18 protein-coding genes are annotated in these 20,863 nt (G+C 72.0%); 16 read left to right on the top strand and 2 right to left on the bottom strand.

Annotated elements, in window-relative coordinates:
- Positions 1–113: 113 nt before the first annotated feature.
- The gene (gene bldD, locus ACZ7HQ_RS33100) at positions 114–617 is read right to left on the bottom strand and encodes a transcriptional regulator BldD (protein WP_014671524.1); all 504 of its coding nucleotides are present in this window, start codon (positions 615–617) and stop codon (positions 114–116) included.
- A 253-nt stretch (positions 618–870) separates the two neighbouring features.
- Between bldD and pyrR the strand changes: the two genes are divergently transcribed.
- From pyrR to ACZ7HQ_RS33170, 14 genes are all read left to right on the top strand, one after another.
- On the top strand, positions 871–1,449 hold the full coding sequence (gene pyrR, locus ACZ7HQ_RS33105) for a bifunctional pyr operon transcriptional regulator/uracil phosphoribosyltransferase PyrR (protein WP_470998052.1): 579 nt from the start codon (positions 871–873) through the stop codon (positions 1,447–1,449).
- A 90-nt stretch (positions 1,450–1,539) separates the two neighbouring features.
- The gene (locus ACZ7HQ_RS33110; protein ID WP_470998055.1) at positions 1,540–2,517 is read left to right on the top strand and encodes an aspartate carbamoyltransferase catalytic subunit; all 978 of its coding nucleotides are present in this window, start codon (positions 1,540–1,542) and stop codon (positions 2,515–2,517) included.
- A gap of 5 nt (positions 2,518–2,522) precedes the next feature.
- The gene (locus ACZ7HQ_RS33115; protein WP_470998057.1) at positions 2,523–3,809 is read left to right on the top strand and encodes a dihydroorotase; all 1,287 of its coding nucleotides are present in this window, start codon (positions 2,523–2,525) and stop codon (positions 3,807–3,809) included.
- Positions 3,806–4,366 (top strand): PH-like domain-containing protein, encoded by a 561-nt coding sequence (locus ACZ7HQ_RS33120; RefSeq protein ID WP_470998059.1) that lies wholly within the window; start codon positions 3,806–3,808, stop codon positions 4,364–4,366. The genes ACZ7HQ_RS33115 and ACZ7HQ_RS33120 overlap by 4 nt, the downstream gene beginning before the upstream one ends.
- Complete coding sequence (gene carA, locus ACZ7HQ_RS33125) at positions 4,363–5,505, top strand: glutamine-hydrolyzing carbamoyl-phosphate synthase small subunit (RefSeq protein WP_470998061.1); 1,143 nt, start codon at positions 4,363–4,365, stop codon at positions 5,503–5,505. The genes ACZ7HQ_RS33120 and carA overlap by 4 nt, the downstream gene beginning before the upstream one ends.
- On the top strand, positions 5,498–8,806 hold the full coding sequence (carB, locus tag ACZ7HQ_RS33130; RefSeq protein WP_470998064.1) for a carbamoyl-phosphate synthase large subunit: 3,309 nt from the start codon (positions 5,498–5,500) through the stop codon (positions 8,804–8,806). The genes carA and carB overlap by 8 nt, the downstream gene beginning before the upstream one ends.
- Before the next feature lie 52 nt (positions 8,807–8,858).
- On the top strand, positions 8,859–9,965 hold the full coding sequence (locus tag ACZ7HQ_RS33135) for a quinone-dependent dihydroorotate dehydrogenase (RefSeq protein ID WP_470998066.1): 1,107 nt from the start codon (positions 8,859–8,861) through the stop codon (positions 9,963–9,965).
- Positions 9,962–10,807, top strand: a complete 846-nt coding sequence (pyrF, locus tag ACZ7HQ_RS33140; protein ID WP_470998069.1) for an orotidine-5'-phosphate decarboxylase — start codon at positions 9,962–9,964, stop codon at positions 10,805–10,807. Before ACZ7HQ_RS33135 ends, pyrF begins: the two co-directional genes overlap by 4 nt.
- A 300-nt stretch (positions 10,808–11,107) precedes the next feature.
- Positions 11,108–11,431 (top strand): integration host factor, encoded by a 324-nt coding sequence (locus ACZ7HQ_RS33145; RefSeq protein WP_003977346.1) that lies wholly within the window; start codon positions 11,108–11,110, stop codon positions 11,429–11,431.
- Between the two features lie 60 nt (positions 11,432–11,491).
- The gene (gmk, locus tag ACZ7HQ_RS33150; RefSeq protein ID WP_470998071.1) at positions 11,492–12,085 is read left to right on the top strand and encodes a guanylate kinase; all 594 of its coding nucleotides are present in this window, start codon (positions 11,492–11,494) and stop codon (positions 12,083–12,085) included.
- Positions 12,086–12,137: 52 nt separating this feature from the next.
- Positions 12,138–12,410: a DNA-directed RNA polymerase subunit omega gene (gene rpoZ, locus ACZ7HQ_RS33155; RefSeq protein ID WP_005319902.1), complete on the top strand. Its 273-nt coding sequence runs from the start codon at positions 12,138–12,140 to the stop codon at positions 12,408–12,410.
- A 117-nt stretch (positions 12,411–12,527) separates the two neighbouring features.
- Positions 12,528–13,733: a bifunctional phosphopantothenoylcysteine decarboxylase/phosphopantothenate--cysteine ligase CoaBC gene (gene coaBC / locus ACZ7HQ_RS33160; protein WP_470998074.1), complete on the top strand. Its 1,206-nt coding sequence runs from the start codon at positions 12,528–12,530 to the stop codon at positions 13,731–13,733.
- A 250-nt stretch (positions 13,734–13,983) separates the two neighbouring features.
- Positions 13,984–15,192: a methionine adenosyltransferase gene (metK, locus tag ACZ7HQ_RS33165; RefSeq protein WP_470998077.1), complete on the top strand. Its 1,209-nt coding sequence runs from the start codon at positions 13,984–13,986 to the stop codon at positions 15,190–15,192.
- 102 nt (positions 15,193–15,294) lie between these two features.
- The gene (locus ACZ7HQ_RS33170; protein ID WP_470998080.1) at positions 15,295–17,454 is read left to right on the top strand and encodes a primosomal protein N'; all 2,160 of its coding nucleotides are present in this window, start codon (positions 15,295–15,297) and stop codon (positions 17,452–17,454) included.
- 123 nt (positions 17,455–17,577) lie between these two features.
- Here the strand turns inward: ACZ7HQ_RS33170 and ACZ7HQ_RS33175 are convergent, their stop codons facing one another.
- Positions 17,578–18,111 carry a hypothetical protein gene (locus ACZ7HQ_RS33175; RefSeq protein ID WP_470998083.1) on the bottom strand — a complete coding sequence of 178 codons (534 nt, stop codon included), beginning with the start codon at positions 18,109–18,111 and terminating at the stop codon, positions 17,578–17,580.
- Positions 18,112–18,407: 296 nt separating this feature from the next.
- Here ACZ7HQ_RS33175 and fmt point away from each other — a divergent pair, with 296 nt between their 5' ends.
- Positions 18,408–19,340, top strand: coding sequence for a methionyl-tRNA formyltransferase (gene fmt, locus ACZ7HQ_RS33180; RefSeq protein WP_470998086.1), 933 nt, complete (start codon positions 18,408–18,410; stop codon positions 19,338–19,340).
- Positions 19,341–19,420: 80 nt separating this feature from the next.
- Positions 19,421–20,839: an RsmB/NOP family class I SAM-dependent RNA methyltransferase gene (locus ACZ7HQ_RS33185; RefSeq protein WP_470998089.1), complete on the top strand. Its 1,419-nt coding sequence runs from the start codon at positions 19,421–19,423 to the stop codon at positions 20,837–20,839.
- Positions 20,840–20,863 lie beyond the last annotated feature (24 nt).

Consider the following 20,863-nt stretch of genomic DNA (forward strand, 5'->3'; position numbering starts at 1 on the left):
CGCCTGCGGTCGCTGCTCCGCCCACCCCCCCCCCCCCCCCCCCCCCCCCCCCCCCTCCCCCCCCCCCCCCCCCCCCCCTCCCCCGCCACGTTTCTGCGCTGGTACTGAGCGGCTCAGGCCTCTTCGTGGGTGGCCACGGCGCGGCGCGCGTCGGCGTCCAGGACGCCCCAGCTGATCAGCTGCTCGGTCAGGACCGAGGGGGACTGGTCGTAAATGACGGCGAGTGTGCGCAGGTCGTCCTGGCGGATGGAGAGCACCTTGCCGTTGTAGTCACCGCGCTGGGACTGGATCGTCGCCGCGTAGCGCTGCAGAGGGCCCGCCTTCTCGGCCGGCACGGTGGCCAGCCGCTCCAGGTCGAGGACGAGCTTCGGCGGGGGCTCGGCCGCGCCGCCCGGCGTGGTGCCCGGCAGGAGCTCCTGCACGGGAACGCCATAGAAATCGGCCAGCTCGGCGAGCCGCTGGACGGTCACCGCACGGTCGCCGCGCTCGTAGGACCCGACCACCACGGCCTTCCAGCGACCCTGGGACTTCTCCTCGACACCGTGGAGGGAAAGGCCCTGCTGGGTGCGGATGGCCCGGAGCTTGGCCCCGAGCTGTTTGGCGTATTCGCTGGACATATAGCTCCCCGGACACTGTGTCGACGCGGCCGGAGGGTGTTCCCGCCGCGCGGCTGGTAACTCACTGTGAGGTTACGCAGCGTGACTCTCGCGCGTCAAGCCGAATGGTCCACACCGACTCTTCCGTGGTAGTGACGGCCGATTGGGCCGAGGGGGTGATCGAGGTCCTCGCCGGGACCTGCTACGGTGGATGGCGCAAATCCGACGTCCTTTAAGGTCCGTCCCGTGAGGCGGAGAAGGAGGTCCGTTTCGTATGGACAAGCACGACTCGTCTGCTCACCCGCAGGCATCCGATGCGCGGCCCGTTCTCGAGGGCCCCGACATCGCGCGGGTGCTGACCCGTATCGCCCACGAGATCGTCGAGCGCGCCAAGGGCGCCGACGACGTGGTGCTCCTCGGCATTCCCACCCGGGGTGTCTTCCTCGCCCAGCGGCTCGCCGTGAAGCTGGAGCAGATCACCGACCGGAAGGTCCCGGTCGGCTCGCTCGACATCACCATGTACCGCGACGACCTGCGCATGCACCCGCCGCGTGCGCTGGCCCGCACCGAGATCCCCGGTGACGGCATCGACGGCAAGCTGGTCGTCCTCGTCGACGACGTGCTCTTCTCCGGCCGCACCATCCGCGCCGCCCTCGACGCCCTGAACGACATCGGGCGCCCGCGTGCCGTGCAGCTCGCCGTGCTGGTCGACCGCGGCCACCGGGAACTGCCGATCCGCGCCGACTACGTCGGCAAGAACCTCCCCACGTCGTTGCGGGAGACGGTCAAGGTCCAGCTCGCCGAGGAGGACGGTCGCGACACCGTGCTGCTCGGTGTGAAGACCGGCCAGTAGCAACTCGGGCGCCGGGCTGCTTCAGCATGCCCTCACACGCGCCGTTTTGCCCCGAATCTCCTGAATGAACTGCCTTACGGAGCCTGACAGATGCAGCGTCATCTCATCTCGGCCGCCGACCTCACCCGCGACGACGCCGTCCTGATCCTCGACACCGCCGAGGAGATGTCCCGGGTCGCGGACCGGCCGATCAAGAAGCTGCCGACCCTGCGCGGCCGCACGATCGTCAACCTCTTCTTCGAGGACTCCACCCGCACGCGGATCTCCTTCGAGGCCGCCGAGAAACGCCTGTCCGCCGACGTCATCAACTTCTCCGCCAAGGGCTCCAGCGTCTCCAAGGGCGAGTCCCTGAAGGACACCGCCCAGACCCTGGAGGCCATGGGAGTCGACGCCGTCGTCATCCGGCACGGCGCCTCCGGAGCCCCCTACCGCCTCGCCAACTCCGGCTGGATCGACGCGGCCGTCATCAACGCCGGCGACGGCACCCACCAGCACCCCACCCAGGCCCTGCTGGACGCGTTCACCATGCGCCGCCGGCTGATCGGCCGGGACGCCGGCCTCGGCCAGGACCTGTCCGGCAAGCGGATCACCATCGTCGGCGACGTCCTGCACAGCCGGGTCGCCCGCTCCAACGTGGACCTGCTGCACACCCTGGGCGCCGAGGTCACCCTCGTCGCCCCGCCCACCCTGGTGCCGGTCGGCGTCGGGACATGGCCGTGCGAGGTGTCCTACGACCTCGACAGCACGCTGCCCAAGAGCGACGCGGTGATGATGCTCCGCGTCCAGCGCGAGCGGATGAACGCCGCCTTCTTCCCGACCGAGCGCGAGTACTCCCGCCGCTACGGCCTCGACGGCGACCGCATGGCCCGGCTGCCCGAGCACGCCATCGTGATGCACCCCGGCCCGATGGTCCGCGGCATGGAGATCACCGCCGAGGTCGCCGACTCCGGCCGCTGCACCGTCGTCGAGCAGGTCGCCAACGGCGTCTCCATCCGGATGGCCGTCCTGTACCTGCTGCTCGGTGGCAACGAGCCCGCCGTCACCCACTCTCGTACCGAGGAGAAGTAAGACCCATGAGCAAGATCCTGATCCGTGGTGCGAAGGTGCTCGGCGGCGAGCCGCAGGACGTGCTGATCGACGGCGAGGTGATCGAGGCGGTCGGCACGGGTCTGTCCGCCGAGGGCGCCGAGGTCGTCGAGGCCGCCGGCAAGGTGCTGCTGCCGGGCCTGGTCGACCTGCACACCCATCTGCGCGAGCCGGGCCGCGAGGACTCCGAGACCGTGCTCACCGGCACCCGGGCGGCCGCGTCCGGCGGCTACACGGCCGTCTTCGCCATGGCCAACACCTTCCCGGTCGCCGACACCGCCGGCGTCGTCGAGCAGGTCTACCGGCTCGGCCAGGAGCACGGCTACTGCGACGTGCAGCCCATCGGTGCCGTCACCGTCGGGCTGGAGGGCAAGAAGCTCGCCGAGCTGGGCGCCATGCACGAGTCGGCCGCCGGGGTCACCGTCTTCTCCGACGACGGCAAGTGCGTGGACGACGCGGTGATCATGCGCCGCGCGCTGGAGTACGTGAAGGCCTTCGGCGGCGTCGTCGCCCAGCACGCGCAGGAGCCGCGGCTGACCGAGGGCGCCCAGATGAACGAGGGCGTCGTCTCCGCGGAGCTGGGCCTCGGCGGCTGGCCGGCCGTCGCCGAGGAGTCGATCATCGCCCGGGACGTGCTGCTCGCCGAGCACGTCGGCTCCCGCGTCCACATCTGCCACCTGTCGACCGCCGGATCCGTGGAGATCGTCCGCTGGGCCAAGTCGCGCGGCATCGACGTCACCGCCGAGGTCACCCCGCACCACCTGCTCCTCACCGACGAGCTGGTGCGCACGTACAACCCGGTCTACAAGGTCAACCCGCCGCTGCGCACCGAGCGGGACGTGCACGCCCTGCGCGAGGCCCTGGCCGACGGCACGATCGACATCGTCGCCACCGACCACGCCCCGCACCCGCACGAGGACAAGGACTGCGAGTGGGCCGCGGCCGCGATGGGGATGGTGGGCCTGGAGACCGCGTTGTCAGTGGTCCAGGAGACCATGGTCGACACGGGCCTGCTGGACTGGGCCGGCGTCGCCGACCGGATGTCCGTCAAGCCCGCGCAGATCGGACAGGCCACCGGGCACGGCCGTCCCGTCTCGGCTGGTGAGCCCGCCAACCTCACCCTCGTCGACACGGAATACCGTGGCCAGGTGGACCCCGCGGGCTTCGCCTCGCGCAGCCGCAACACCCCTTACCAGGGGCGGGAGCTGCCCGGCCGTGTGACGCACACGTGGCTGCGGGGCAAGGCCACGCTCGTCGACGGGAAGCTCACGTGACACCTGTAATCCTGCTGGCCGAGGCGAAGAAGTCGGCCGAGGTCACCGACTGGCCGGCGCGCATCGGCTGGCTCGTCGGACTCGCCCTCTTCATCGCGCTCGTCTACTGGCTGATGCGCGAGGGCTGGAAGTGGCGCGGCACCCTCCAGGGCGACCTGCCCGCGCCGCCCAGCGCGCCGGAGGAGACCGGCCCGGCGAAACTGAGCATGAGCGGCCGCTACCACGGCTCCACCACCGCCGGCCAGTGGCTGGACCGCATCGTGGCCCACGGCCTGGGCACCCGCAGCCGGGCCGAGCTGACCCTGACGGAGCAAGGGCTGGAGGTCGAGCGTCCCGGAGCGAGCGACTTCTTCGTCCCCACCGCCGCACTGCGCGGTGCCCGGCTGGACAAGGGCATCGCCGGCAAGGTCCTCACCGAGGGCGGGCTGCTGGTGGTGACCTGGGCGCTCGGCGACAAGCTGATCGACTCCGGCTTCCGCTCCGACCACGCGGCCGAGCACACCGAATGGGTCGACACCCTGAACCAGATGACCAACGACACGGAAGGCGCACGATGACGACCTCCACCAGGGGAGCCGCCAGGGTTCCCGCCGTACTCGTCCTGGAGGACGGCCGCACCTTCCGCGGCCGCGCCTACGGGGCCGTGGGGGAGACCTTCGGCGAGGCCGTGTTCTCCACCGGCATGACCGGCTACCAGGAGACCCTGACCGACCCGTCATACGACCGCCAGATCGTGGTCGCGACCGCGCCCCAGATCGGCAACACGGGCTGGAACGACGAGGACGACGAGTCGAGCCGCATCTGGGTCTCCGGCTACGTCGTGCGCGACCCCGCGCGCGTGCCGTCCAACTGGCGCGCCAAGCGCTCCCTGGACGACGAGCTGGAGCGCCAGGGCGTGGTCGGCATCTCCGGCATCGACACCCGGGCGCTCACCCGCCACCTGCGCGAGAGCGGCTCGATGCGCGCCGGCATCTTCTCCGGCGAGGCGATCGCCGCCGAGTCCGAGCTCCTCACGCGCGTGCAGGCCCAGCCGCACATGAAGGGCGCGAGCCTCTACGAGGAGGTCGCGACCAAGGAGGCGTACGTCGTCCCCGCGGTCGGCGAGAAGAAGTTCACCGTCGCCGCGATCGACCTCGGCATCAAGGGCATGACCCCGCACCGCATGGCCGAGCGCGGCATCGAGGTCCACGTCCTGCCCGCCACCGCCACCGCCGACGAGGTCTACGCCGTGGCCCCGGACGGTGTGTTCTTCTCCAACGGCCCCGGCGACCCGGCGACCGCCGACGGCCCGGTGGCCCTCATGACCGCCGTCCTGGAGCGCAGGACCCCGCTGTTCGGCATCTGCTTCGGCAACCAGATCCTCGGCCGCGCCCTCGGCTTCGGCACCTACAAGCTGAAGTACGGCCACCGGGGCATCAACCAGCCGGTCCAGGACCGTACGACCGGCAAGGTCGAGGTCACCGCGCACAACCACGGGTTCGCCGTCGACGCGCCGCTCGACAAGGTCAGCGACACGAAGTTCGGCCGCGCCGAGGTCTCGCACGTCTGCCTGAACGACGACGTCGTGGAGGGGCTGCAGCTGCTCGACCAGCCGGCCTTCTCCGTCCAGTACCACCCCGAAGCGGCAGCGGGCCCGCACGACGCCGCCTACCTGTTCGACCGCTTCGTTTCCCTGATGGAGGGCCAGCGTGCCTAAGCGCACCGATATCCAGTCCGTCCTGGTCATCGGCTCCGGCCCGATCGTCATCGGCCAGGCCGCCGAGTTCGACTACTCCGGCACCCAGGCGTGCCGCATCCTGCGCGCCGAGGGCCTGCGCGTGATCCTCGTCAACTCCAACCCGGCGACGATCATGACCGACCCGGAGATCGCCGACGCCACCTACGTCGAGCCGATCACCCCGGAGTTCGTCGAGAAGATCATCGCCAAGGAGCGCCCCGACGCCCTGCTGCCCACCCTGGGCGGCCAGACGGCCCTGAACACCGCCATCTCGCTGCACGAGAACGGTGTCCTGGAGAAGTACGGCGTCGAGCTGATCGGCGCCAAGCCCGAGGCGATCCACAAGGGCGAGGACCGCGACCTGTTCAAGGACGTCGTGGAGGAGGTCCGGCGCAAGACCGGGCACGGCGAGTCCGCGCGTTCGGTCATCTGCCACTCCATGGACGACGTCCTCAAGGGCGTCGAGACCCTGGGCGGCTACCCGGTCGTCGTCCGCCCGTCCTTCACCATGGGCGGCGCCGGCTCCGGCTTCGCCCACGACGAGGAGGAGCTGCGCCGCATCGCCGGCCAGGGCCTCACCCTCTCGCCGACCACCGAGGTGCTCCTGGAGGAGTCCATCCTCGGCTGGAAGGAGTACGAGCTGGAGCTGATGCGCGACAAGCACGACAACGTCGTGGTCGTCTGCTCCATCGAGAACTTCGACCCGATGGGCGTGCACACCGGTGACTCCATCACCGTCGCCCCGGCGATGACCCTCACCGACCGCGAGTACCAGATCCTGCGCGACATCGGCATCGCCGTCATCCGTGAGGTCGGGGTCGACACCGGCGGCTGCAACATCCAGTTCGCGGTGAACCCCGAGGACGGTCGTGTGATCGTCATCGAGATGAACCCGCGCGTGTCCCGCTCCTCGGCGCTCGCCTCCAAGGCCACCGGCTTCCCGATCGCCAAGATCGCCGCCAAGCTGGCCGTCGGCTACACCCTGGACGAGATCCCGAACGACATCACGCAGGAGACCCCGGCCTCCTTCGAGCCCACGCTCGACTACGTGGTCGTCAAGGCCCCGCGGTTCGCCTTCGAGAAGTTCCCGCAGGCCGACTCCACGCTGACCACCACCATGAAGTCGGTCGGCGAGGCCATGGCCATCGGCCGCAACTTCCCCGAGGCTTTCCAGAAGGCGCTGCGCTCGCTGGAGAAGAAGGGCAGCCAGTTCACCTTCACCGGCGTCCCCGGTGACAAGTCGCTGCTCCTGGAGGAGTCCCGCCGGCCCACCGACGGCCGGATCAACACCGTTATGCAGGCGATCCGTGCGGGCGCCACCCCGGACGAGATCTTCCAGTACACGAAGATCGACCCGTGGTTCGTGGACCAGCTGTTCCTGATCAAGGAGATCGCGGACGAGCTGGCCGAGGCGCCCGAGCTGACCCGTGAGCTGCTCGCCGAGGCCAAGCGGCACGGCTTCTCCGACCAGCAGATCGCCGAGATCCGCGGCCTGCGCGAGGACGTCGTCCGCGAGGTCCGGCACGCGCTCGGCATCCGCCCGGTCTACAAGACGGTCGACACCTGCGCCGCCGAATTCGCCGCGAAGACGCCGTACTTCTACTCGGCCTACGACGAGGAGTCCGAGGTCGCGACCCGCGAGAAGCCGGCCGTCATCATCCTCGGCTCCGGCCCGAACCGCATCGGCCAGGGCATCGAGTTCGACTACTCCTGCGTCCACGCCTCCTTCGCGCTGTCCGACGCCGGGTACGAGACCGTGATGGTCAACTGCAACCCGGAGACCGTCTCCACGGACTACGACACCTCCGACCGGCTGTACTTCGAGCCGCTGACGCTGGAGGACGTGCTGGAGATCGTCCACGCCGAGCAGCAGGCCGGCCCGGTCGCGGGCGTCATCGTGCAGCTGGGCGGCCAGACCCCGCTCGGTCTGTCGCAGGCCCTGAAGGACAACGGCGTGCCGATCGTGGGCACCTCGCCGGAGGCCATCCACGCCGCCGAGGACCGCGGCGCCTTCGGCCGCGTGCTGGCGGAGGCGGGCCTGCCGGCGCCGAAGCACGGCACCGCCACCACGTTCGCCGAGGCCAAGGCCATCGCCGACGAGATCGGCTACCCGGTCCTGGTACGCCCGTCGTACGTGCTGGGCGGGCGCGGCATGGAGATCGTCTACGACGAGACCCGCCTCGCCGCCTACATCGCCGAGTCCACCGAGATCAGCCCCTCCCGCCCGGTCCTCGTGGACCGGTTCCTGGACGACGCCATCGAGATCGACGTCGACGCCCTCTACGACGGCACCGAGCTGTACCTCGGCGGCGTGATGGAGCACATCGAGGAGGCCGGTATCCACTCCGGCGACTCGGCGTGCGCCCTGCCCCCGATCACCCTCGGCGGCTTCGACATCAAGCGCCTGCGCGCCTCCACCGAGGCCATCGCCCGCGGGGTCGGCGTGCGCGGCCTGATCAACATCCAGTTCGCGATGGCCGGCGACATCCTCTACGTCCTGGAGGCCAACCCGCGCGCCTCCCGTACGGTCCCCTTCACCTCGAAGGCGACCGCGGTGCCGCTCGCCAAGGCCGCCGCCCGTATCTCGCTGGGCGCGACCATCGCCGAACTGCGCGCCGAGGGCCTGCTCCCGAAGCAGGGCGACGGCGGCGAGCTGCCGCTGGACGCGCCGATCTCCGTCAAGGAGGCCGTCATGCCGTGGTCGCGCTTCCGCGACATCCAGGGCCGCGGCGTCGACACGGTCCTCGGCCCGGAGATGCGCTCCACCGGCGAGGTCATGGGCATCGACTCCGTCTTCGGCACGGCGTACGCCAAGTCGCAGGCGGGCGCCTACGGCCCGCTGCCCACCAAGGGCCGCGCGTTCATCTCGGTCGCCAACCGCGACAAGCGCTCGATGATCTTCCCGGCGCGGGAGCTGGTCGCCCACGGCTTCGAGCTGCTGGCCACCTCCGGCACCGCCGAGGTCCTCAAGCGCAACGGCATCCACGCCACCGTGGTGCGCAAGCAGTCCGAGGGCACCGGCCCGAACGGCGAGAAGACCATCGTGCAGCTCATCCACGACGGCGAGGTCGACCTCATCGTCAACACCCCGTACGGCACCGGCGGCCGCCTCGACGGCTACGACATCCGTACGGCCGCCGTGGCGCGCTCGGTGCCGTGCCTGACCACCGTCCAGGCACTCGCGGCGGCGGTCCAGGGCATCGACGCCCTCAACCACGGCGACGTGGGCGTCCGATCGCTCCAGGAACACGCGGAACACCTGACCGCGGCACGCGACTAGCAGCCCTGCAGGGGGACACCGGAAACGGTGTCCCCCTCTTCATGAGGACACCATGTACAAGATCTTTTTCAACCTGGTCTTCCGGCGCATGGACCCCGAGCAGGCCCACCACCTGGCCTTCCGCTGGATCCGCCGCGCCGTTCGCATCCCCGTGCTGCGCACCTTCGTCGCGGCCGCCCTCGCGCCCCGCTACAAGGAGCTGCGCACGGAGGCCCTCGGCCTGCGCATGCACGGCCCCTTCGGGCTCGCCGCCGGCTTCGACAAGAACGCCGTCGCGATCGACGGCATGACGATGCTGGGCTTCGACCACGTCGAGATCGGCACGGTCACCGGCGAGCCGCAGCCCGGCAACCCGAAGAAGCGGCTGTTCCGGCTCGTCGCCGACCGCGCGCTGATCAACCGCATGGGCTTCAACAACGACGGCTCGCTGACCGTCGCCGCCCGCCTCGCCTCGCGCCGGCCGGTCTTCAGGACCACCGTCGGCGTCAACATCGGCAAGACCAAGGCCGTCCCGGAGGCGGAGGCCGTCGGCGACTACGTGAAGTCGGCCGAGCGCCTGGCGCCGTACGCGGACTACCTGGTCGTCAACGTCTCCTCGCCGAACACCCCCGGCCTGCGCGATCTGCAGGCGGTGGACCACCTGCGTCCGCTCCTGTCGGCCGTCCGTGAGGCCGCCGACCGCACCGTGGCCAACCGGCGCGTCCCCCTCCTGGTGAAGATCGCCCCCGACCTCGCCGACGAGGACGTCGACGCCGTCGCCGACCTGGCCGTCGAGCTGGGCCTGGACGGCATCATCGCGACCAACACGACCATCGCGCGCGAGGGCCTCGGTCTGACGTCCTCGCCCTCGCTGGTGAAGGAGACCGGCGGCCTGTCCGGCGCCCCGCTCAAGGCCCGCTCCCTTGAGGTGCTGCGCCGCCTCTACGCGCGCGTGGGCGACCGCATCACGCTCGTGGGCGTCGGCGGCATCGAGACCGCCGAGGACGCCTGGCAGCGCATCCTCGCCGGTGCCACGCTGGTCCAGGGGTACAGCGCCTTCATCTACGAGGGCCCCTTCTGGTGCCGCGCGATCCACAAGGGCCTCGCCGCGCGCCTGCGCACCAGCCCGTACGCCACCCTCGCCGACGCGGTCGGCGCCGACGTGAGGAAGTCCGCATGACCTCGTACGAGCCCTTCGGTGCCCGACTGCGCCGCGCCATGGACGAGCGCGGCCCGCTGTGCGTCGGCATCGACCCGCACGCCTCCCTGCTCGCCGAGTGGGGGCTGAACGACGACGTGGCCGGTCTGGAGCGGTTCAGCCGCACGGTCGTCGAGGCGGTCGCCGACCGGGTCGCCGTGATGAAGCCGCAGAGCGCCTTCTTCGAGCGGTTCGGTTCCCGTGGCGTCGCCGTCCTGGAGAAGGTCGTCCAGGAGGCGCGCGCGGCCGGCACCCTCGTCGTGATGGACGCCAAGCGCGGCGACATCGGCTCGACCATGGCCGGATACGCGGAGGCCTACCTGCACAAGGACGCCCCGTTGTTCTCCGACGCCCTGACCGTCTCGCCGTACCTCGGCTACGGCTCGCTCAGCCCGGCCGTCGCGCTGGCCCGGGAGAGCGGCGCCGGCCTGTTCGTGCTGGCGCTGACCTCGAACCCGGAGGGCCCGGAGGTCCAGCACGCCGTCCGCACCGACGGCCGTACCGTGGGCGCGACCATGCTGGCCCACCTGGCCGCCGAGAACGCGGGCGAGGAGCCGCTGGGCTCCTTCGGTGCCGTCGTCGGCGCCACGGTCGGGGACCTGTCGTCGTACGACCTCGCCATCAACGGCCCGCTCCTCGCGCCCGGCGTCGGTGCCCAGGGCGCGACGCCGGCCGACCTTCCGAAGGTGTTCGGGTCGGCGCTGCGCAACGTCGTGCCGAACGTCAGCCGGGGTGTGCTGCGGCACGGTCCCGACGCCGGGGTGCTGCGCGCGGCCGCCGAGCGGTTCGCGGAGGAGATCCAGGCCGCCGTGGCGGGCGCCTGAGACCTCCGATGTGCGCCCCGGCGAGCGGCGGCCCGGCGACTTGAGTGTGAATACATCCTCAAATCGCGGGCATTATGTCTGAAATGTCCGGCCTGGCGGAGGCTGACCAGGACTTTTCCGCTGTTCTCGCTGACTCTGGCGGACTTGACCGCTAGTCTCCGAGCTGTGGGGACACCCCCACACCCCTTAGGTAGTGGGGGAGAACGGGCGACGCGTGTTGCTCGTGGCTCCCCAGGTGTGGGGCGACTAGGTTCCTCACCGGTCCGTATCCGACAGTTCGACATCCGAGGTGACGTAGGCGTGGCTCTTCCGCCCCTTACCCCCGAACAGCGCGCAGCCGCGCTCGAAAAGGCCGCCGCGGCTCGCCGGGAGCGGGCCGAGGTCAAGAATCGACTCAAGCACTCCGGCGCCTCCCTGCACGAGGTCATCAAGCAGGGCCAGGAGAACGACGTCATCGGCAAGATGAAGGTCTCCGCACTGCTCGAGTCCCTGCCGGGCGTGGGCAAGGTCCGCGCCAAGCAGATCATGGAGCGTCTGGGCATCTCCGAGAGCCGCCGCGTGCGCGGTCTCGGTTCCAACCAGATCGCTTCCCTGGAGCGTGAGTTCGGCAGCACCGGCTCCTGAGTCCGGGCCTTTCCGGACCGGGAGTCCCGGGCACTCCGGGATTGCTGGAATAATCGCTGCATGGCTGCAACATTCCGGGGGACGACCCCCGAGCCCCCGGACGTACGTCCGCGGCTGACCGTGCTCTCCGGCCCCTCGGGGGTCGGCAAGAGCACGGTCGTCGCCCATATGCGCAAGGAACACCCCGAGGTCTGGCTCTCGGTGTCGGCGACGACCCGCAAGCCCCGCCCCGGCGAGCGGCACGGAGTCCACTACTTCTTCGTCACCGACGAGGAGATGGACAAGCTGATCGCCAACGGCGAGCTGCTGGAGTGGGCCGAGTTCGCCGGCAACCGCTACGGCACGCCCCGCGCGGCCGTGCTGGAGCGGCTGGAGAACGGCGAGCCGGTCCTGCTGGAGATCGACCTGCAGGGCGCCCGGCAGGTGCGGGAGTCCCTCTCCGACGCCCAGCTGGTGTTCCTGGCTCCGCCCTCCTGGGAGGAGCTGGTGCGCAGGCTGACCGGCCGGGGCACCGAACAGCCCGAGGTCATCGAGCGCCGCCTGGAGGCGGCCAGGACCGAGCTGGCGGCCGAACCGGAGTTCGACACGACCTTGGTCAACACCTCCGTCGAGGACGTGGCGCGCGAGCTGCTAGCCTTGATGGATGTTGTGTGATCACGAGTGTGTGATCACGAATGATCTTTTCCCACCCATCGGAAGGTAGAGCGTGTCCTCTTCCATCACCGCGCCCGAGGGCATCATCAACCCGCCGATCGACGAGCTTCTCGAGGCCACCGACTCGAAGTACAGCCTCGTGATCTACGCGGCCAAGCGTGCCCGCCAGATCAACGCGTACTACTCGCAGCTCGGCGAGGGTCTCCTCGAGTACGTCGGTCCGCTCGTCGACACCCACGTCCACGAGAAGCCGCTCTCGATCGCCCTGCGTGAGATCAACGCGGGTCTGCTGACGTCCGAGGCCATTGAGGGCCCGGCGCAGTAGTACTTTCAGACTGCGATTGACTTGTCCACAGGCCCGGCAGCACATTGCCGGGCCTGTGGTGTGTGATGGACTCGTACGTTGCCTCGTACGTTGGCGAGCCGGGAGAGATGGCGAGAGATGGCGGACAAGCCGAGGGTGGTCCTGGGGGTCAGCGGTGGCATCGCCGCCTACAAGGCCTGCGAGCTGCTGAGAAGGTTCACGGAGTCGGGCCACGACGTCCGCGTGGTACCCACCGCCTCCGCGCTGCACTTCGTCGGCGCCCCCACCTGGTCCGCGCTGTCCGGCAACCCGGTCTCCACCGAGGTCTGGGACGACGTCCACGAGGTCCCGCACGTCCGCATCGGCCAGCACGCCGACCTGGTGGTCGTCGCGCCCGCCACGGCCGACATGCTCGCCAAGGCCGCCCACGGCCTCGCCGACGACCTGCTCACCAACACGCTCCTGACCGCCCGCTGCCCGGTCGTCTTCGCCCCCGCCATGCACACCGAGATGTGGGAGCACGCGGCCACCCAGGAGAACGTGGCCACGCTCCGCCGCCGCGGCGCCGTCGTCGTCGAGCCCGCCGTCGGCCGGCTCACCGGCGTCGACACCGGCAAGGGCCGGCTGCCCGACCCGGGGGAGATCTTCGAGGTGTGCCGCCGGGTGCTGGCCCGGGGCGTCACCGGGCCCGACCTCGAGGGGCGGCACGTCGTCGTCTCCGCCGGCGGCACCCGCGAGCCCCTCGACCCGGTCCGCTTCCTCGGCAACCGCTCCTCCGGCAAGCAGGGCTACGCCCTCGCCCGCACCGCCGCCGCCCGCGGCGCCCGGGTCACCCTGATCGCGGCCAACACGGGTCTGCCCGACCCGGCGGGCGTGGACGTCGTGCCGGTCGGCACGGCGGTCCAGTTGCGTGAGGCCGTCCTGAAGGCGGCGGCGGACGCCGACGCGGTCGTCATGGCCGCCGCGGTGGCCGACTTCCGCCCGGCGGCCTACGCCACCGGCAAGATCAAGAAGAGGGACGGCCAGGAACCCGACCCGATCGTCCTGGTACGGAATCCGGACATTCTCGCGGAGGTTTCGGCCGACCGGGCGCGGCCCGGACAGGTGATCGTGGGCTTCGCCGCCGAGACCGACGACGTCCTCGCCAACGGCCGGGCGAAGCTCGCCCGCAAGGGCTGTGACCTGCTCGTGGTCAACGAGGTGGGGGAGCGCAAGACCTTCGGTTCCGAGGAGAACGAGGCCGTGGTACTGGGTGCCGACGGCGGCGAGACACCGGTGCCGCACGGCCCCAAGGAAGCCCTGGCCGAGATCGTCTGGGATCTTGTCGTGCGGCGGCTGGGCTGACGCACACGGGCCCCGGGCGCCCGGTTGACGGCGCGCCCGGAGAACGATCAAATCGGGGGCGGCGGCACCTGGCCACGCCGCCCGGCATTGTGCAGAATGCCCGTGCCGCAGGTCACAGCGCTCCCGAGAGGCGAGACGGTGGCCCATTGGCCGAGTGCGACCGATAAACTGTTCACGGTCGACGCCGGGCGCAGCCCTGCGCGTCGCCGCAAATGATCAGCCAGCAGCCGCTGCAACCACAGGGAGCGTTGTGTCCCGTCGCCTGTTCACCTCGGAGTCCGTGACCGAGGGTCACCCCGACAAGATCGCTGACCAGATCAGCGACACCGTTCTCGATGCGCTTCTGCGCGAGGACCCGTCCTCCCGTGTCGCCGTCGAGACGCTGATCACCACCGGCCTGGTGCACGTGGCCGGCGAGGTGACGACCAAGGCCTACGCGGACATCGCGACCCTGGTCCGCAACAAGATCCTCGAGATCGGCTACGACTCCTCCAAGAAGGGCTTCGACGGCGCCTCCTGCGGTGTCTCGGTGTCGATCGGCGCGCAGTCCCCGGACATCGCGCAGGGTGTCGACACGGCCTACGAGTCCCGGGTCGAGGGCGACGACGACGAGCTGGACAAGCAGGGCGCCGGCGACCAGGGCCTGATGTTCGGCTACGCCTCCGACGAGACGCCGACCCTGATGCCGCTGCCGATCTTCCTGGCTCACCGCCTGTCCAAGCGGCTGTCCGAGGTCCGCAAGAACGGCACCATCCCCTACCTGCGCCCGGACGGCAAGACGCAGGTCACCATCGAGTACGACGGCGACAAGGCCGTCCGCCTCGACACGGTCGTCGTCTCCTCGCAGCACGCGAGCGACATCGACCTGGAGTCGCTGCTCGCCCCCGACATCCGCGAGTTCGTCGTGGAGCCGGAGCTGAAGGCGCTCCTGGACGACGGCATCAAGCTGGACACCGAGGGCTACCGCCTGCTGGTCAACCCGACCGGCCGCTTCGAGATCGGCGGCCCGATGGGTGACGCCGGCCTGACCGGCCGCAAGATCATCATCGACACCTACGGCGGCATGGCCCGGCACGGCGGCGGCGCCTTCTCCGGCAAGGACCCGTCCAAGGTGGACCGCTCGGCCGCCTACGCGATGCGCTGGGTCGCCAAGAACGTGGTGGCGGCGGGCCTGGCCTCCCGCTGCGAGGTGCAGGTGGCGTACGCGATCGGCAAGGCCGAGCCCGTCGGCCTCTTCGTCGAGACCTTCGGCACCCACAAGGTCGACACGGAAAAGATCGAGAAGGCGATCGACGAGGTCTTCGACCTGCGTCCGGCCGCGATCATCCGCGACCTCGACCTGCTCCGCCCGATCTACGCCCAGACCGCCGCGTACGGCCACTTCGGCCGTGAGCTGCCCGACTTCACCTGGGAGCGCACCGACCGCGTGGACGCCCTGCGCAAGGCCGTGGGCCTGTAGAACCGCCCGCTCCTGCCGCGGAGGCCCGGCTCCCCAGGGGAGCCGGGCCTCTGTTTTCGCAAGCAGGCGGCGTTGTCGGTGGGGTTTGGTAAGAATGCAGGCGTGAGCAGCGAGAACGGGGCACCCCGAGCAGAAGGGGACGGCGGGGCCGCAGGGGCGCCGCCGGAGCAGCTCGCGCTCATCCGGGAGAGCGTGCGCAAGGCGAAGACGCCCCGCGCCAGGCCGCGGACCTGGCGGGGTGCCGCGCTCGCCGGGGAACTGCCCGTGGCGCGGGTCCTGGTCGACAAGGGCGTCCTCCATCTCGACCGGTACTTCGACTACGCGGTGCCCGAGGAACTGGACGAACAGGCACAGCCCGGCGTGCGGGTACGGGTGCGGTTCGGGGCCGGGCGCGGCCGGGTGCGCGAGGGACGCCGCGAGGGCGGCGGGCTCATCGACGGCTTCCTCGTCGAGCGACGGGCCGAGTCCGACTACGCGGGACCGCTGGCCGCCCTGGCCCAGGTCGTCTCCCCGGAGCCGGTGCTGAGCGAGGAACTGCTCGGGCTCGCGCGGGCCGTCGCCGACCGGTACGCCGGGAGCCTCGCCGATGTGCTCCAGCTGGCCGTGCCGCCGCGCAGCGCGCGAGCCGAACAGCGGCCGTCCCCCGCGCCGCTGCCCCCGCCGAAGCCGCCCGAGGCGGCCTCCTGGGGGCGGTACGAGCGCGGGGGAGCGTTCATCGAGGCACTGGCCTCGGGCGGGTCGCCCAGGGCTGTCTGGAACGCGCTGCCGGGTCCGCTGTGGAGCGAGGAAGTGGCCCGTGCCGTCGCCGCCACGCTCGCCTCCGGACGCGGCGCGCTCGTCGTCGTTCCGGACGGGCGGGCCGCCGCACGGGTCGACGCCGCGCTCACCGCGCTGCTCGGCACGGGCCGGCACGCGCTGCTCACCGCCGACGCCGGGCCCGAGAAGCGGTACGCGCAGTGGCTCGCGGTGCGACGGGGGGCCGTACGGGCCGTGGTCGGGACCCGGGCCGCCATGTTCGCGCCGGTGCGGGACCTGGGGCTCGTGGCGATCTGGGACGACGGCGACGACAGCCACAGCGAGCAGCACGCCCCGCAGCCGCACGCCCGCGACGTGCTGCTGCTGCGCGCGGCGCTGGACAGGTGCGCCTTCCTGCTGGGCGGGTTCGGCTGCACCGTGGAGGCCGCGCAGCTCGTCGAGAGCGGCTGGGCCCGGCCACTGGTCGCCGGGCGGGAGCAGGTGCGCCGGGCCGCGCCCCTGGTCCGCACGGTCGGGGACACCGACCTCGCGCGTGACGAGGCCGCCCGGGCCGCCCGGTTGCCCACCCTCGCCTGGCAGACGGCCCGCGAAGGGCTGCGGCACGGACCGGTGCTGGTGCAGGTGCCCCGGCGCGGTTACGCACCCCGCATGGCCTGCGACCGGTGCCGGGCGCCCGCCCGGTGCAGGCACTGCGCGGGACCGCTCCAGGGGCAGGACGCGGGGATTCTGCGGTGCGGCTGGTGCGGACGCGAGGAGAGCGCGTGGCACTGCCCGGAGTGCGGCGGATTCCGGCTGCGGGCGCAGGTCGTGGGGGCGCGGCGGACGGCCGAGGAGCTGGGGCGCGCCTTCCCCGCCGTCCCGGTGCGCACCTCGGGACGGGAGCACGTGCTGGACACGGTGCCGGACACGCCCGCGCTGGTCGTCAGCACACCGGGCGCCGAACCGGTCGCCGAGGGCGGCTACGCGGCGGCCCTCCTGCTCGACGGCTGGGCCATGCTCGTGCGGCCCGATCTGCGGGCCGGTGAGGACGCGCTGCGCCGGTGGATCGCGGCGGGAGCGCTGGTGCGGCCGCAGAGCGAGGGGGGCACGGTCGTCGTGGTCGCCGAGCCGACCCTGCGGCCGGTGCAGGCCCTGGTGCGCTGGGACCCCGTCGGACACGCGGTGCGGGAGCTGGCCGAGCGGGCCGAGCTGGGCTTCCCGCCGGTGTCGCGGATGGCGGCGGTGTCCGGATCACCCGCGGCCGTCGCCGAGTTCCTGGCCTCGGTCGAACTGCCGTCGGACGCCGAGGTGTTGGGGCCGGTGCCGATGCCGTCGACACCGCCCGGCCGGCCCCGCAGACCCGGAGCACCGCCCCCGGGTGAGCAATGGGACCGGGCACTGGTCCGTGTGCCGCCGGGCAGCGGGGCGGCGCTGGCGTCCGCGCTGAAGACCGCCCAGGCCGCTCGTATGGCACGGGGGAGCGGGGAGGCGGTGCGGGTGCGTATCGACCCGGCGGACATCGGGTGAGGCCGTCGTCCCGCCGGGCCCTCGGCCGGGCTTCCCGTGCGGCTCCGCGTCGGCACTCCCGCTGGATCGGACCGCCCTCCCGGAGGGCTCGCCGAGTCTCCCGGCAGGGCGGGGGCGGGGTCGTCAGCCGTTGCGCGGGCCGGGGAAGGCCGTCGGGCGGGCGTCGTCACGCAGGCCCGGGCTGCCCGCGGTCGGCTGGGTGGGCATCGAGCGGGCGGCGGGGACCGTGGGCAGGCCGGTGTTCACGTTGAGCGTGCGGGTGCCGGACGGCTCCGAGGTCCGCTCGGCCTCGGCGGCCGCCTGGGCCGCGGCGCGGCGGGCGCCGTAGCGGCGGTGGACCGCCTGCTTGGTGACGCCGAGCGCGGAGCCCACCGCGTCCCACGAGAAGCCGAGTGAGCGGTCGAAGTCCACGGCGGCCGTTACCAGGGTTTCGACACTGTCCCGGAGTTCCTGGGCGAGGCGCACCGTCGGGGCGGGAGCGCGTCCGTAGACGACGAAGCCCGTGGACGGGCCGGAACGGCGCGGACGGTAGACGTTGCCCAGCTGGGCGGTCAGCGTGCGCAGCGCGTCCACCTGGCGGCGGACCCGCTCGATGTCCCGCACCAGCAAGTGCAGGCTGGCCCGGGCCTGGGCGTCGTGGGTGGCGTGGTCGGCCATGAACAAGCCTCTCGAACCGGCGTTGAAAGGAATCGGGCCGTGAAAAGGCCCTGTGTGGTCAACTCTCTCTTGACCAACGCGTGTGCGCTCCGCTGGTCACGGGGTGGGGGCGTGCGGGCATATGCGTACGCCGGGCCGTCGGGCGCGCGCCCGTCTGTGCTGCGGGTCTGGCACCCGATGGGGGTCGCTCGCCGCCGGCTGGTCGTGCGTCCGTGGTCACGACCCGTCCTTCCGTCCGTGGTCATAGACTGGTGCGCTGCCCGTCCAACACCCGCCCGAGAGGCCCGATCCCGCCCATGAAGCTTGTCTTCGCCGGTACCCCCGAGGTCGCCGTTCCCGCTCTGGACGCCCTGATCGCCTCCGGGCGGCACGAGGTGGCCGCCGTCGTCACGCGGCCCGACGCGCCGGCCGGACGCGGGCGCAGGCTGGTCGCGTCGCCCGTGGCCGAGCGCGCGGAGGAGGCGGGGATCGAGGTGCTCAAGCCGCTCAAGCCCCGGGACCCGGAGTTCCTGGAGCGGCTGAAGGAGATCGCCCCTGACTGCTGCCCGGTCGTCGCCTACGGCGCGCTGCTGCCCAGGCCCGCCCTCGACATCCCGGTCCACGGCTGGGTCAACCTGCACTTCTCGCTGCTGCCCGCCTGGCGCGGGGCGGCACCGGTGCAGCACGCCATCATGGCGGGCGACGAGATCACCGGCGCCTCCACCTTCCTGATCGAGGAGGGGCTCGACTCGGGGCCCGTCTACGGCACCGTCACCGAGGAGGTCCGGCCCACCGACACCAGCGGCGACCTGCTGACCCGGCTTGCCTTCGCCGGTGCCGGGCTGCTCGCCGCGACCATGGACGGCATCGCGGACGGCACCCTGAAGGCCGTACCGCAGCCGGCCGAGGGCATCACCCTCGCGCCGAAGATCACCGTCGAGGACGCCCAGGTCGACTGGACCGCCCCCGCGCTGCGCGTCGACCGGGTCGTGCGCGGCTGCACCCCGGCGCCCGGCGCCTGGACCACCTTCCGCGCCGAGCGGCTCAAGCTCATCCAGGTCACGCCGGTGCCCGAGCGCACGGACCTCGCCCCGGGGCGGCTGGCGGTCGGCAAGAACAGCGTGCACGTGGGCACCGGTTCGTACGCCGTCGAACTGCTCTGGGTGCAGGCCCAGGGCAAGAAGCCGATGCGTGCCGCCGACTGGGCCCGCGGTGTGCGCATCGCCGAGAGCGAGACGCTCGGCGGCTGAGCCCCGGGCGGCGGGGGCGGCGGTGTGCCGACGTACGCTGGACACCGCACCCTCTTCTTCACATCCGGAGCACCTTTTTCGTGAGCGAGCAGTCCCGGCGGCCGCGCAAGCCCGCCAAGCCCTACCGCCGTCCCCAGAAGGACCCCGTCCGCATCCTGGCCTTCGAGGCGCTGCGCGCGGTCGACGAGCGGGACGCGTACGCCAACCTCGTGCTGCCCCCGCTGCTGCGCAAGGCGCGCGAAGGGGGCGACTTCGACGCACGGGACGCCGCCCTCGCCACCGAGCTGGTCTACGGCACGCTGCGCCGGCAGGGGGCGTACGACGCCGTGATCGCCGCCTGTGTCGACCGGCCCCTGCGCGAGGTGGACCCGCCGGTGCTCGACGTGCTCAGCCTGGGTGTGCACCAGCTGCTCGGGACGCGGATTCCCACGCACGCCGCCGTGTCCGCCTCCGTCGAACTGGCGCGGGTCGTGCTCGGCGACGGGCGGGCCAAGTTCGTCAACGCGGTGCTGAGGAAGGTGGCCCAGGACGACCTCGACGGGTGGCTGGAGAAGGTCGCGCCGCCCTACGACGAGGACCCCGAGGATCACCTCGCCGTCGTCCACTCGCATCCCCGCTGGGTCGTCTCCGCGCTCTGGGACTCGCTCGGCGGTGGCCGCGCCGGTATCGAGGACCTGCTGGAGGCCGACAACGAGCGGCCCGAGGTGACTCTCGTCGCCAGGCCGGGGCGGGCCACCACCGAGGAACTGCTGCGCGAGGAGGCGGCCGTACCGGGACGCTGGTCGCCGTACGCCGTGCGGCTCGCCGAGGGCGGGGAGCCGGGCGCGGTGGAGGCCGTGCGCGAGGGACGGGCCGGGGTGCAGGACGAGGGCAGCCAGCTGGTCGCCCTCGCGCTCGCCAACGCGCCGCTCGAGGGCTCCGACAGCAGGTGGCTGGACGGGTGCGCCGGGCCCGGCGGCAAGGCCGCGCTGCTGGCCGCCCTCGCCGCCGAGCGGGGCGCCACGCTGCTCGCCTCCGAGAAGCAGCCGCACCGGGCGGGCCTGGTCGCCAAGGCGCTGGCCGGCAACCCGGGGCCGTACCAGGTCATCGCCGCCGACGGCACCCGGCCGCCGTGGCGGGCCGGCACCTTCGACCGGGTGCTGATGGACGTGCCGTGCACCGGTCTCGGCGCCCTCCGCCGGCGCCCCGAGGCCCGCTGGCGCCGCCGCCCCGAGGACCTGGACAACTTCGCCCCCCTCCAGCGCGCCCTGCTGCGCACCGCCCTCGACTCGGTGCGCGTCGGCGGGATCGTCGGCTACGCCACCTGCTCGCCGCACCTCGCCGAGACCCGCGCGGTCGTCGCCGACGTCCTCAAGCAGCGCCCGGAGGCGGAACTGCTCGACGCCCGTCCCCTGCTGCCGGGCGTGCCCGCGCTGGGCGACGGCCCGGACGTACAGCTCTGGCCCCACCTCCACGGCACGGACGCGATGTACCTGGCCCTGATCCGCAGAACAAGCTGAACGCCGCGGGGGCCGGCGCCCCTG

The organism is Streptomyces sp. NPDC037290 (genome assembly GCF_055603245.1).

Coding starts and splice junctions, on each gene's coding strand:
- bldD (WP_014671524.1), bottom strand. CDS start 617: ATGTCCAGCGAATACGCCAAACAGCTCGGGGCCAAGCTCCGGGCCATC.
- pyrR (WP_470998052.1), top strand. CDS start 871: ATGGACAAGCACGACTCGTCTGCTCACCCGCAGGCATCCGATGCGCGG.
- ACZ7HQ_RS33110 (WP_470998055.1), top strand. CDS start 1,540: ATGCAGCGTCATCTCATCTCGGCCGCCGACCTCACCCGCGACGACGCC.
- ACZ7HQ_RS33115 (WP_470998057.1), top strand. CDS start 2,523: ATGAGCAAGATCCTGATCCGTGGTGCGAAGGTGCTCGGCGGCGAGCCG.
- carA (WP_470998061.1), top strand. CDS start 4,363: ATGACGACCTCCACCAGGGGAGCCGCCAGGGTTCCCGCCGTACTCGTC.
- ACZ7HQ_RS33135 (WP_470998066.1), top strand. CDS start 8,859: ATGTACAAGATCTTTTTCAACCTGGTCTTCCGGCGCATGGACCCCGAG.
- pyrF (WP_470998069.1), top strand. CDS start 9,962: ATGACCTCGTACGAGCCCTTCGGTGCCCGACTGCGCCGCGCCATGGAC.
- gmk (WP_470998071.1), top strand. CDS start 11,492: ATGGCTGCAACATTCCGGGGGACGACCCCCGAGCCCCCGGACGTACGT.
- coaBC (WP_470998074.1), top strand. CDS start 12,528: ATGGCGGACAAGCCGAGGGTGGTCCTGGGGGTCAGCGGTGGCATCGCC.
- ACZ7HQ_RS33175 (WP_470998083.1), bottom strand. CDS start 18,111: ATGGCCGACCACGCCACCCACGACGCCCAGGCCCGGGCCAGCCTGCAC.
- fmt (WP_470998086.1), top strand. CDS start 18,408: ATGAAGCTTGTCTTCGCCGGTACCCCCGAGGTCGCCGTTCCCGCTCTG.